Here is a 12451-nt window from a genome sequence, read left to right on the forward strand (position 1 = left end):
GTCCAGCACCACGGCCGCGGTCAGCTGGGCGCCGCTGCGCCGGGCCAGGGCGATCGCCAGCTCGGCCGCGGCGGCGGCGCCCGGCGTGTCGTCCAGCGCGACCAGGATGCTGCGGATCATCGGCGCGGTCCCCCCTGCGATTGCGGGCGGGATGCTACACCGGGTCGTGCCGGCGGCAGAACTCCTCGGCCGAGAGGCGGCGGATGTCGGGCAGCGCCGCGCGCAGCCGCTCATCGCTCCACTGCCACCAGGCGATGCGCTTCAGCGCCGCCTGGATCTCGGGCGGGAAGCGGTAGCGCAGCACACGGCCGGGATTGCCGACCACGATGGCATAGTCCGGCACATCCTTGGTGACGACCGCGCCGGCACCGATGGCGGCGCCGATTCCCACCGTGACGCCGGGCAGGATGATGGCGCCATGCCCCACCCAGGCATCGGCGCCGAGCGTCACCGGCCTGGAGCGGCGCCAGTCGAAGAAGCCCGCCTCGTCCTCGCCCAGGCCATAGGCGCTGGCGCGATAGGTGAAATGGCTGAGCGCCACGCGGTCCAGCGGGTGGTTGCCGGGGTTGATGCGCACCTGCGCGGCGATCGAGCAGAAGGGCCCGATCTCCGTGTAGATGATGTCCGAGTCGTTCACGACATAGGCGTAGTCGCCCATGCTGGACTCGGCGATGCGCGTGCGTGCGCCGACCTCGTTGAAGCGGCCGAAGCGGCAATCGCGCACGCGGGCGCTGGGGTCGATGAAGGGCGCGTCGCTCAGCTGCTTGCGCGCGCTGTCGGGATCCTGGTGCATGGCCCGCCGGGTGCCATGCCAGGGCTACCGCAGGATGACGCTTCCGTGCCGGATCCATGACGTTCCGGCGCGGGGCGGGGCGAGGGCGCGATCAGTGATCCTTGCCGCGCCCGGTCTTCTCCTGCAGCTCGTCGATGCGGCGGGAGGCCTCGGCCTTGGTCAGCGCGGGGTCGAAGGCCTCGCCCGCCTCCTGGCACAGCGTCTTCAGGTAGCTGGCCTGGGCACCGGTCATGCTTTCCTCGCCGGTGGTCCACTCGGCGGGGTCCTTGACCGTGTTGTTCGGCAACTCAGCTTCGGGGGCGGCGTCGCTTTTCTGGCGCGGATCGGCCATGGCGGTGTCTCCTCTGCGGCCGTTCACGGCCTGTTCCAGGGAGAGAACCGCGCCGGGCGGCGCAGGTTGCGCCGCCCGGGTCTCGTCAGGAAACGCTCAGCCGCGGCGGGCGGCGCGCAGCGTGGCGAGCGCCAGCGCGGTCTTCACCGCGGTGCCGGGGATGAACAGCACGAAGCCCACCATCAGCGCCTTCTCCAGGCCGGTGAAGGTGGACAGCCACAGCACGCCGGGGACAAACATCGCCAGATGCGCGCCCAGCAGCACCGCGCCCTGGCGCAGCAGGCCCTGGCGCGGGGTGAAGCCGGCCAGCCAGGCGGAGAGGATGAAGCCCAGCAGGAAGCCCGCCGTCGGGCCCATCAGCGCGGCCGGGCCGGCGGCGCCGCCGGCGAAGACCGGCAGGCCCATCGCGCCCTCGGCCAGATAGGCCAGCATGGTGGCGGCACCCAGCGCCGGGCCGCCCAGCGCGCCGATCACCAGCACCACCAGCGATTGCAGCGTCGCCGGCACCGGCCACATCGGCACGGTGATCTGCGCGGCGGCGGCCATGGCGGCCGAGCCCAGCAGGGCGAGCGCGGCGAAGGTCAGGCCGCGGCGGAGCAGCCCAGGGCGGGCGCGGGTGGCGGTCAGGTGCATCATGCGAGGCGTCCCGGAGTCGGAGTTTTGGCGGCGCCCCGGGCTGGGGCGTCACCCGCGCGGCTTGCCACGACGCCGGCGGCTTCGGCAAGCGCCAGCAGCCGCTGCATGGCCCCGGGCAGGGCGGCGGCGGCGGCCTCCGGCGCCAGCCACTCCCCCTCGGCATTCAGCCCGGAAGGGGCGGTCGCGGTGTAGAGCGCCATGCGCAGCTCGAAATGGGTGAAGCCATGCCGCGCCTCGCCCGGCAGGCGGCGCCAGGGCAGGATGGCCGGGGCGTGGGCGAGCGCCTCCTCCTCCGCCCAGGCCTCCTCCCGCCAGGGCGTGCCGGGCAGGCCCAGCATGCCGCCCAGCAGGCCGGAGGGCGGGCGGCGCCGCAGCAGCAGCCGGCCCTCGCTGTCCAGCAGCAGAAAGTGCACGCCCTGCTTCACCGGGCGGGCGCGTTTCGGCGCCTTGCGCGGCAGGCTCTCCGCGATGCCCTGGCGCTGCCCGAGGCACTCGGCCCGCCAGGGGCAGAGCGCGCAGGCCGGGTTGCGCGGCGTGCAGATCGTGGCGCCCAGATCGAACAGCGCCTGCACGAAATCCGCCGGCCGCGCCGCCGCTTCCTGCTGCCGCATCCACCCTTGGGCCAGCGCGGCCAGGCGCGGCCGGGCGCCGGGCAGCGCCTCCTCCACCGCGGCGATGCGCGCCGTCACCCGCTCCACATTGCCATCCAGCGGCACCACGGCGCGGCCGAAGGCGATGGCCGCCACCGAGGCCGCCGTATAGGCGCCGATGCCGGGCAGGGCGCGCAGCCCCTCCACCGTGTCGGGGAAGCCGCCGCGCGCCGCCACCGCCTGGGCGCAGGCATGCAGATTGCGGGCGCGGGCATAATAGCCGAGCCCCGCCCATTCCTCGGCCACCTCCGCCCAGGGGGCGGCGGCCAGCGCCTCCACGCTGGGGAAGCGCGCCAGGAAACGCCGCCAGCGCGGCGTGACCGCGGCCACCGTCGTCTGCTGCAGCATGACTTCGGAGAGCCAGATGCGGTAGGGATCACGCGCGGCCTCGCGCCAGGGCAGGGCGCGGCGGTGGCGATCATACCATTCGAGCAGGGCCTGGGCCCTGGGCAGGGGAGCGGGAGCGAGCACGGGTGCAGAAAGAGGACGAAGCGCGCCGCGGATCAACCCCGCGAATCGCCGGCGCCGCGCCGGAAGCGAAGACCGATGCACCGAAACCCGCCCCAGGCGCCGCCCCCGGCCGGGCCGGCGAATGGCGCGCCGATCTGGGCCTGCGCCCGGTCTCCGCCCTGCTGCCACGGCTGACGCGGCCGGTCTTCCGCAAGCGCAGCCCGGCGGCGGCGCATCTGATCTCCGACTGGGCGGAGATCGTCGGCCCCGTGCTGGCGGCGCAGAGCGTGCCGCAGAAATTCTCCGCCGGCACGCTGACGCTCGGCTGCTCCGGCCCGGTGGCGATGGAGCTGCAATATCTGGAGCCGCAGCTGGTCGCCAAGATCAACACGGCGCTCGGCCAGAAGCTGGTCAACCGCATCCGTCTGGTGCAGGTGAAGCTGCCCGCCGCCGCCGCCCGCAAGCCGGCCCGCAAGCCCGCCCCCGCTCTGCCGCCGCAGCTCGCCGAGAAGCTGGAGCGCATCGCCGACCCCGACCTGCGCGCCGCGCTGGCCCGGCTGGGGCAGGGGGTCTATCGCGGCAAGCGGGCGGGCTAGCCCGCCAGCCAGCCGCCATCGACCAGGATCTCGCTGCCCGTGGTGAAGCTGCTGGCGTCGCTGGCCAGGAACAGCGCTGCCTCCGCCACCTCCTCCGGCCGGCCGAGCCGCCCCATCGGATGCCGCGCGATCGACGCCGCGCGCGGCACGGCCGGGTCCGCATGGCGGGCGAAGCTGCGCGCCAGCAGCGGCGTCTCGATGGCGCCGGGCAGGATGGCGTTGACCCTGATGCCCTCGGCCGCGAATTCCAGCGCCATGCTGCGCGTCAGGCTGAGAATGGCGCCCTTGGCGGCGATATAGGCGCTGTTGCCGCGCCCGCCCGCCCGCGCCAGCTGCGACGACACGGTGATGATCGAGCCGCTGCCCTGCGCCCGCATCGAGGGCAGCACCGCCCGCGCCCACAGCCAGGTGCCGCCGAGATTGGCGCGCAGCACGGCATCCCAATCCTCCGGCGTCGTGCTCAGCGCCGTGCCGCCCGTGGAGAACCCGGCCGCCGTCATCAGCACATCCACCCGGCCCCAGCGCGCCAGCACCGCCGCCGCATCCGCCTCCGCCGCGCCCGGCGCGCCGACATCGGAGGCGAAGACCATCACCTCCGCCCCCTCGGCCGACAGGGCGGCGGACGCCGCCTCCAGCGCCGCCGGATCGCGATCCACCAGCGCCAGCCGCGCCCCCTCCCGCGCGAACAGATGCGCACTGGCCAGGCCGATGCCGGAGGCACCGCCAGTGATCACGGCCACGCGGTTGGATAGCTTCATCATCAGCCCCCGAAACAAAGAGGCGTATCAAAGCAAAGATCCGGGGGAATGAATTCCCCCGGACCCCCATCTTTTTTCTGTCAGGCTGCCGCCATCCGGTGGAGAGGCGGGACGCTGCACTGGGCCGGAGAGGGCCGGTGCCATGTGGCGATGCTCATATGAACCCCGACCAGCCGTCTTCAGGACGTTCCAAGACATCGACTAGTATGGCGCGGCATGGCAGGGGCGCCTGAAGATGGGCCGTTTTCTCAGTGTCGGGTGCCGCGAACGGCTGTTCCTGCTCTCCCTCGGATTGGCAGCGCTGGCGCTCGCTGGCTGTGGCGGGGCCACGGATGCTGCCAGCACCTCCATGCCGCCGCAAAGCCAGGAGTCACGCTGCAGCTTCACGAGCGATGTCGAACTCCACGATGGAGCCTTTCAGGCTGCCGATGACAGTCTTGTCGCCGCAGCCGTGCGCCAGATGCACGCACTCGGCTCGGGCAGAATCTCCATCGGCACGCAGTTGCTGCCCGCAGACGACCGCACCCAGGCGCGCAGCTTTGCGGACCGCGTTAAAGCACAAATCGAGGGGCTAGGCGTTCCGCCAGAGCATATTCTTGTCAATGTACGAAATTTCGTGGGTCGCGATCGGATCATAACCCTCTATACGTGCTCTTCTGTGATGTATTTCGCGACTGAGAAGCGGGGGCCGGATTCTCCTGACTTTCGGGCGCCGATCCGTGTTGCTGGGCAACGCTTTGCCATTCCGCTGCGCTACATGAGCGCGGCCTATTGGCACGACATCCCAATCAGTGACCGGCGTGATACAGATTCTGTCAGTCTCAGGGTGCGCTGGCCAGGTTTCGGCGATATGCTGCCGCCAAAGCCTCCTCTGTGCGACACGCCCGGCGAGAACGTCGAAGGCTGCACCTATCTCATCCCCGTAGAGATCCTTCGCACCTCGATCCCCGCCGATGCCGTGGACCCCTGGCGCTACCGTCCGGAGCCCGGCTACGGCGCAGGCGAGGCGTATTACGGTGACGCCCGAATTCTCTGCACCTGGTTCGAGGTGCCGGGCGAGGGCCGAGGCGGACGTGCTGCCGCGCCGCGGATTTACGGGGGCGGCTCCTGCTCCGTCCATGCGCCGTCCATCGCGCCAGCGCGCATTCGGATGATCGTACCGCGGCAGCTGATCCACCAACGCTGGGAGATCGCGCGGACTGTGGCTGATTTTGTTCTTTCTTTTGCCGTTGCGCCGGCAGGGGCCAGCGCGGCCCCTTGAGAGAGGGCGGTCGCTGTCGCCCGATGCCTTTGCCCTCTGTCTCGCCCGTCGCCCCATGATCATGAAGCTTCAGACAGCCGCCGTCTGGTGGAGAGGCGGACACCACCCTGGGCCGGAGAGACCCGGCGCAGTGCAGCACCCGCCGTATTGGCCCTGACCGGCAGCCGACAGAAAAACGGGACACGACACTGGGCCGGAGCAACCCGCCCCAGTGCAACACCCGTCGTCTGAGCCCTGACCGGCAGCAGAAAGATTAACGGCGGAGGCCGAGGAGTTGGTAGAGGCCGATGGCGGCGACCGTCGCGGTGCCGATGCCGCCGATGGCGAAGCCGCCGATGTTCACCGTCAGGTCGCCGGCGCCGGCGATCAGGGTGACGCCCACGGTCAGCAGGTTGCGCGGGTCGGAGAAATCGACCTTGTTGTCGACCCAGATGCGCGCCATCGCGGCGGCGATCAGGCCGAAGACGGCGACCGCCAGCCCGCCCAGCACCGGGCCCGGCACGGTCTGCAACACCGCGCCGAATTTCGGCGAGAAGCCGAGCAGGATGGCGAACAGCGCCGCCACCACGAAGATCAGCGTGGAATAGACCCGCGTCATCGCCATGACGCCGATATTCTCGACATAGGTGGTGACACCCGTGCCGCCGCCGCTGCCGGCCAGCATGGTGGCGACGCCATCGCCCAGGAAGGCGCGGCCCATCCAGCGGTCCAGGCTCTTGCCGGTCATGGCGCCGACCGCCTTGATGTGGCCGAGATTCTCGGCGACCAGGATGATGGCGACCGGGGCGATCAGCAGCATCGCCCCCCCCTCGAAGCGCGGCGCCACGAAGTTCGGCAGGCCGAACCAGGGGGCGGCGGCGATGCCGGAGAAGTCGATCGCCGGGCCCATGCCGAAGCCATTGGCCATCACCAGGTAGAGCAGATAGCCGATGACCGTGCCGGCCAGGATCGAGATCCGGCGCAGCGCCGGCGGCGCGTAGCAGGCCAGCAGCGCGACGGAGAGCAGCGTCGCCAGCCCCACCGTGGTGACAAAGCCGCTGCCCTGCACGCCGCGCGCCGCGACGGGCGCCAGGTTCAGCCCGATCGCCGCCCCCACCGCGCCGGTGACGACGGGGGGCATCAGCTTCTCGATCCAGCCGGTGCCGGTGGCCATGACGATCAGCCCGATCACCGCGTAGAGCGCGCCGGCGGCGATGATGCCCCCCAGGGCGCCCGCGATGTTCGCGTTCGGCCCGCTGCCCGGATAGGCGGTGTAGGCCACCACCACGGCGATGAAGGCGAAGCTCGACCCCAGATAGCTCGGCACCCGGCCGCCGGTGAGGAAGAAGAAGATCAGCGTGCCGATGCCGGAGAACAGGATGGCGATGTTGGGGTCGAAGCCCATCAGCAGCGGGCCGAGGATGGTGGCGCCCGACATGGCGACCACATGCTGCAGCCCCATGGCGATGGTCGCGCCGGCGGGCAGGCGCTCCTCGGGGCCCACCACGGGGCCGCGCGCGAGCGTCCAGGCGGGGAACAGGCGGGCCATCGGCCTCTCCTTGATTGTCGTGTGGTCTGGCGTTGCCGCGGCTTTCCGCCAAAGCCGTGCCCCGTGCAAGCTTGCGTGAAGGGGGAGCAGCATTTCGCCCGCCGAACGTGGCAGGCTGGCCATGGCGGGGGAGGGGGGCACCGGCCCGTGGCAGAGCCCATCCTCCGCGGCTGCCTGGCCGCAGCGGCGTGTCCAGGTTGGGGCCAGGGGCGCCCTGCGTGGCGCTTGGCCTGCCGTCCCGGCCTCGCTCCTCATGGCCCCTGCGGCGCAGAGTGAGGCACGCCGGGCCCTGCGCCTGGCCGGCCGCCAGCGGCGGCCGGCGCCGGAAAAAAGTCCTGGCCGGCTGCCAGCGGCAGCCGGCGCTGAAAGAAAAGAAAGAAAGAGAAACAGGGAATGGACAGGGGGTGGGGGAGGCGGCATCTGCGGTGCAGCAACCGGGAATCGCGGCCGGGCGGGTTTCGCGCTAGAAGGCGCGCGACCGGCGGTCTTTCCCGCCAACCCTCCGAGGAGGTCTCATGTCGCTTTCCCGTCGCACCCTGCTGATGGCGCCTGCCGTGCTGGCCCCGGCGCTGGTCCTGCCCTCCCTGGCGCGGGCGCAGGACACCGATCCGCGCCTGGGCGAGCGCTCGGCCGGGCAGGAGGATGCGAAGGTGGTGGTGGAGTATTTCTCCCTCACCTGCTCGCATTGCGCCGCCTTCCACAAGGAGACCTGGCCGCGGGTGAAGCAGGAGCTGGTGGCGACCGGCAAGCTGCGCATGGTGTGGCGCGATTTCCCGCTGGACCAGCTGGCCCTGGCCGCCGCCCAGGTGGCGCGCGCCCTGCCGGCCGAGCGCTATGAGGGCTTCATCGGTGCGCTGCTGGGCAGCCAGGATCGCTGGGCCTTCAACCGCAATGGCGACCCGGTGGCGGAGATCGCCAAGGTGGCCGCCCTGGCCGGCATGAGCCGCGCCCAGGTGGACGCCGCCATCGCCGATGAGGGCCTGCGCCGCGGCATCCTGGAGAGCCGGCTGCGCGGCCAGCAGCAGCACAATGTGAACTCCACCCCGACCTTCGTCTTCGGCAACCGCGCCGTGCCCGGCGCGCTGCCCTTCGACCGCTTCGCCGCCGAGGCCGCGGCCAGTTGAGCGATCGGACCGAGGAGGCGGGCGGCCAGCTGCCGCCCGTCGCGGAGACCCCGGACGGCGCCACGCCGCCCGGGAATGAGAGTGAGGACACCGCCCGCGACGCCGCCGCCGAGGCCGCGGCGCGCGAGGCGGCCTTGCGCGCCGTGCTGGTGCGGCTGCGCATCGCCGGCTTCAAATCCTTCGCCGAGCCCACCACGCTGGAAGTGCTGCCGGGCCTGACCGGCATTGTCGGCCCGAATGGCTGCGGCAAGTCCAATGTCGTCGAGGCGCTGCGCTGGGCGATGGGCGAGACCAATGCGCGCGCCATGCGCGGCGGCGAGATGGATGATGTCATCTTCGCCGGCACCGCGCACCGGCCGGGGCGCAACCAGGCCGAGGTGACGCTGCTGCTGGAGGAGGCCTTCGGCCTGGCCCCGCCGCCCAACCAGTCGGCGGCCGAGCTGGAGATCACCCGCCGCATCGTGCGCGGCGAGGGCACCGGCTTCCGCATCAATGGCCGCGAGGCGCGCGGGCGCGACGTGCAGACCCTGTTCGCCGATATTGGCAGCGGCGCGCGCTCCTCCGCCATGGTCAGCCAGGGCAAGGTGGCGGCGCTGATCGCCGCCAGGCCGGAGGAGCGGCGCCAGGTGCTGGAGGAGGCGGCCGGCATCGCCGGATTGCGCGCCCGCAAGCACGAGGCCGAGCTGAAGCTGCGCCAGGCCGAGGCCAATCTGACCCGCGCCGAGGATCTGAAGGGCCAGCTGGATGTGCAGCGCCAGTCGCTGCAGCGCCAGGCGCGGCAGGCGGCGCGCTACCGCAACCTCTCCGGCCTGACCCGCCAGGCCGAGTCCGAATTCTTCTCTCTGTTGGTGGCGCGGGCGGAGCGGGATCTGCTGGCGGCGCGCGAGGGCTTCGCCACCGCCCGCGCCGCCACCCAGGCCGCCGAGCAGGCGGCCACCGCGGCCGCCACCCGCGCCTTCACCGCCGAGCGCGCCCTGCCGGCGCCGCGCGAGGCCGAGGCCGAGGCGCGCACCGCGCTGGAGCGCCGCCGCGTCGAGCAGGAGGGGCTGGAGGCCGAGGAGCGCCGCGCCCGCGCCGCCCTGGCCGAGGCCGAGGCGCGGCTGGCCCAGCTGAAGGACGATCTCGGCCACGCCACAAGGCTGGTCGAGGACGCCGCCGCCGCCGAAGGCAGGCTGGCCGGCGAGGCCGCCACGCTGGAGGAGTTTTTGTCGGTCCTGCCGGCGCGGCAGCAGGAGGCCGGCGAGGCGGCCGAGCGCGAGGAGCAGGCCGCCGCCAAGGCCGAGGCCGAGGCCGATGCCGCCGCCGCCCGCGCCGCCGAGGCCGCCGCCGAGCAGACCCGCCTGACCGGCGAGGCCGAGGCCGCGCGCGGCCGCGCCGCCCGGCTGGCCGAATCGCTCGCCCGGCTGGAGGCGCAGCGGAAGGAGGCCGAGGCCGGCATCCTCCCCGCCGAGGCGCTGCGCGAGGCCGAGTCCAGCCGCATCGCCGCCGAGGCGGCCCTGGAAGAAAGCCGCGCGGCGCTGGAACGGGAGGAGGCCGCGCGGGCGGCGGCGCAGGAGGCGCATGCCAGTGCCCGCCGCGCCGCCAGCGAGGCCGAGGCCGCGCGCAGCCGCGCCGAGGCCGAGGCCCGCAGCGCCCAGAATCGCGCCCGCCAGCTGGCCGAGCAGCGCGACCGCCTGGCGCGCGAGCGCGACGCCGCCCTGGCCGAGCGCCCAGACCCGGCCGCGCTGGAAGCCGCCCGTGCGGCGGTGGCGTCGGCCGAATCCGGCCTGGCCACCGCGCGGCAAGGACTGGCCGAGGCCGAGGCGGCGCGCGCCGCCTCGGCCTCGGCGCATGCCGCCGCCCGCGCCGCCGCCGGCACCGCCGAGGCCGCCCGCGCCCGCGCCGAGGCCGAGCGCCAGGGCCTGGCCGCGCTGCTGCGCCCGCGCGAGAAGGCCGCCGCCGCCCCGGTGCTGGACGCCATCACCGTGCCGCCCGGGCTGGAGGCGGCGCTGGGCGTCGCGCTGGGCGAGGCGCTGGACAGCCCGGCGGACGCCGCCGCGCCGCGCCATTGGCGCGGCCTGCCGCCGCTGGAGGTCTCTCTGTCGCTGCCGGAAGGCGCCCGGCCGCTGGAAGGGCTGGTGACCGCTCCGCCCGAGCTGGCCCGCGCCCTGGCCCGTATCGGGCTGGTCGAGGATGAGGCGGCGGGCGAGGCGCTGCTGCCGGCGCTGCTGCCCGGGCAATGCCTGGTCTCGCGCGGCGGCGCGCTGTGGCGCTGGGATGGGCATTGCCAGAAGGCCGGCGCCCCCAGCCCCGGCGCGGTGCGGCTGGAGCAGCGCAACCGGCTGCGCGCCGCCGAGCGCGCGCTGGACCAGGCGCAGGGCCAGGCGCGCGAGGCGGCGAGCGCCGCCGAGGCCGCGCGCGGCGAGGAGCAGCGCGCCGGCGCCGCCGAGGCCGCCGCCCGCCAGGCGCGCGGCCAGGCCGAGGGCGCCCTGGCGCGGGCGCGCGAGGCCGAGGCGAAGCTGGCGGCGACCGAGGCGCGCGCCGAATCCCGCCTCGCCGCCATCGGCCCGCAGCTGGAGCGGCTGCAGGCCGAGCACGCGGCCGCCGCCACCGCCCTGGCCGAGGCCGAGGCGGCCCTGGCCGGGTTGCCGGATGCCGCCGCCGCCCGCGCCGCGCGCGACGCCGCCGCCCGCCAGGAAGCCGCCGCGCAATCCGCCGAGGCCGCCGCCCGCGAGGCCCGCCGCCGGGCCGAGGCGGCGCTGGCCGCCGCGCGCGCGGCCGAGGCGAGCCTGGCCAGCCGCGCCGCCCAGGCGGAAAGCCGGCTCGCCGCGCTGGCGCCGCAGCTGGAGAATGCGCGCTCCGAGGCCATTCAGGCCGCCGAGCTGGCGCGCCAGGCGGAGGCCGCCCTGGCCCAGGCCCCCGATCTGGCCGCGGCGCGGGCGGCGGTGGAGGCGGCCCGTGCGGGGCTGGCCGCCCGCCGCGCCGCCGCCGCCGCCGCGCGCGATGCCGCCGCCGCGCTCACCGCCGAGGCCGCGCGCGCCACCGCCCGGCTGCAGGCGATCGCCGCCGAGCGGGCCTCCTGGTCCGAACGGCGCGAGGGCGCCGCCGCGCGTCTAGAGGAATTGTCGCGCCGCGCCGCCGAGGCGGAGGCCGCGCGCGAGGCCGCCGCCGCCGCGCCGGAGGAGGCCGCCGCCCGCCGCGCCGCCGCCGCCCGCATCCTGGCCGAGGCCGAGGCGCTGCATGCGGCGGCGGCCGGTGCGCTGCGCGCCGCCGAGGCCGAGGATCGCGCCGCCACCGAGGCGCGCCGCCAGGCCGACGCCGCCTTCGCCGCCGCGCGCGAGGCGCAGCTGCGCGCCGAGGCGCAGGCGCAAGGCGCGGAGGCCGCCGCCGGCACCGTCGCCGCCCGGCTGATGGAAAGGCTGGGCGAGAACCCCGAACTGCCCGCCCCGCCCGAGGACCTCTCCGACGCCGCCGAGGAGCGGGCGCGGAAGAAGGCCGAGCGGCTGGCGCGGGAGCGCGAGGAGATGGGCCCGGTCAATCTCCGCGCCGAGCAGGAAATGGCCGAGGTGGAGGAGCGGATCGGCTCGATCGACCGCGACCGCGACGAGATCGCCGCCGCCATCGCCAAGCTGCGCGGCTCGATCGGGCATCTGAACCGCGAGGGGCGGGAGCGGCTGCGCGCCGTGTTCGACCGCATCGATGCCGAGTTCCGCGCTTTGTTCGGCCGGCTGTTCGGCGGCGGGCGGGCGCATCTGGCGCTGGTCGGCAGCGACGACCCGCTGGAGGCGGGGCTCGAGATCTATGCCGAGCCGCCGGGCAAGAAGCTGGCGACGCTGTCGCTGCTCTCGGGCGGCGAGCAGGCGCTGACCGCGCTGTCGCTGATCTTCGCCATCTTCCGCTGCCAGCCCGCCCCCGTCTGCGTGCTGGACGAGGTGGACGCGCCGCTGGACGACGCCAATGTCGAGCGGCTCTGCGGCCTGCTGGAGGCGATGGCGGCGGAGGCGGGCACCCGCTTCCTGGTGGTCACCCACCACCCGCTGACCATGGCGCGCATGCACCGCCTCTATGGCGTGACGATGCAGGAGCGCGGCGTCAGCCGCTTGCTCTCGGTGGATCTGGGCGCGGCGGTGGAGATGGTCGAAGGGGGCGCTTAACAAAGCATTCAGATTGCCCCCCTTAATGCCGGGCCCTGGGTGCGCTAGGACCGAAGCTGCAGCTGGAGGAGAGGGGATGCGGCGTCGGGACAGCCTGGGGTTGTGTCTCGCCCTGGGGGCTGCCAGTGTAACGGGCGAATGGCTGGGCCGGGCGGAAGCCGGGCAGGTCGCGGGCGACACCGCCCGGGCAG

11 protein-coding genes are annotated in these 12451 nt (G+C 74.1%); 4 read left to right on the forward strand and 7 right to left on the reverse strand.

The window, feature by feature from the left end:
* The 5 genes from QE401_RS22955 to QE401_RS03840 form a co-directional block, all read right to left on the reverse strand.
* Window positions 1–234, reverse strand: a 234-nt coding sequence (locus QE401_RS22955) for a universal stress protein (protein ID WP_373461417.1), incomplete at its 3' end; no start/stop codon positions are given.
* A complete protein-coding gene (locus QE401_RS03825) occupies window positions 155–793 on the reverse strand; it encodes an LbetaH domain-containing protein (protein ID WP_307136944.1) in 639 nt (212 codons plus the stop codon). The genes QE401_RS22955 and QE401_RS03825, both read right to left, overlap by 80 nt.
* 91 nt (window positions 794–884) lie before the next feature.
* Window positions 885–1124 carry a DUF3072 domain-containing protein gene (locus QE401_RS03830; RefSeq protein WP_307136945.1) on the reverse strand — a complete coding sequence of 80 codons (240 nt, stop codon included), beginning with the start codon at window positions 1122–1124 and terminating at the stop codon, window positions 885–887.
* A gap of 96 nt (window positions 1125–1220) precedes the next feature.
* Window positions 1221–1760 (reverse strand): biotin transporter BioY, encoded by a 540-nt coding sequence (locus QE401_RS03835; RefSeq protein WP_307136946.1) that lies wholly within the window; start codon window positions 1758–1760, stop codon window positions 1221–1223.
* Window positions 1757–2881 carry an A/G-specific adenine glycosylase gene (locus QE401_RS03840; RefSeq protein WP_307136947.1) on the reverse strand — a complete coding sequence of 375 codons (1125 nt, stop codon included), beginning with the start codon at window positions 2879–2881 and terminating at the stop codon, window positions 1757–1759. The genes QE401_RS03835 and QE401_RS03840 overlap by 4 nt, the downstream gene beginning before the upstream one ends.
* Before the next feature lie 2 nt (window positions 2882–2883).
* On the opposite strand from QE401_RS03840, the gene QE401_RS03845 reads away from it, so the two are divergent.
* Window positions 2884–3456 (forward strand): DUF721 domain-containing protein, encoded by a 573-nt coding sequence (locus QE401_RS03845; protein WP_307136948.1) that lies wholly within the window; start codon window positions 2884–2886, stop codon window positions 3454–3456.
* On the opposite strand, the gene QE401_RS03850 is transcribed toward QE401_RS03845, so the two are convergent.
* On the reverse strand, window positions 3453–4217 hold the full coding sequence (locus QE401_RS03850; protein ID WP_475638068.1) for an SDR family oxidoreductase: 765 nt from the start codon (window positions 4215–4217) through the stop codon (window positions 3453–3455). The genes QE401_RS03845 and QE401_RS03850 overlap by 4 nt on opposite strands.
* A 232-nt stretch (window positions 4218–4449) precedes the next feature.
* On the opposite strand from QE401_RS03850, the gene QE401_RS03855 reads away from it, so the two are divergent.
* Window positions 4450–5475: an FHA domain-containing protein gene (locus QE401_RS03855; protein ID WP_307136950.1), complete on the forward strand. Its 1026-nt coding sequence runs from the start codon at window positions 4450–4452 to the stop codon at window positions 5473–5475.
* 253 nt (window positions 5476–5728) lie between these two features.
* Here QE401_RS03855 and QE401_RS03860 read toward each other — a convergent pair whose 3' ends face one another.
* Window positions 5729–7003, reverse strand: a complete 1275-nt coding sequence (locus tag QE401_RS03860; protein WP_307136951.1) for a solute carrier family 23 protein — start codon at window positions 7001–7003, stop codon at window positions 5729–5731.
* A 515-nt stretch (window positions 7004–7518) separates the two neighbouring features.
* Here QE401_RS03860 and QE401_RS03865 point away from each other — a divergent pair.
* Window positions 7519–8127 (forward strand): DsbA family protein, encoded by a 609-nt coding sequence (locus tag QE401_RS03865; protein ID WP_307136952.1) that lies wholly within the window; start codon window positions 7519–7521, stop codon window positions 8125–8127.
* Window positions 8128–8261: 134 nt separating this feature from the next.
* Complete coding sequence (locus QE401_RS03870) at window positions 8262–12260, forward strand: AAA family ATPase (protein ID WP_475638097.1); 3999 nt, start codon at window positions 8262–8264, stop codon at window positions 12258–12260.
* The last annotated feature ends 191 nt before the right edge of the window (window positions 12261–12451 follow it).

The sequence above is a fragment of the Pseudoroseomonas cervicalis genome (assembly GCF_030818485.1).
Classification (GTDB): Bacteria; Pseudomonadota; Alphaproteobacteria; order Acetobacterales; family Acetobacteraceae; genus Pseudoroseomonas; species Pseudoroseomonas cervicalis_A.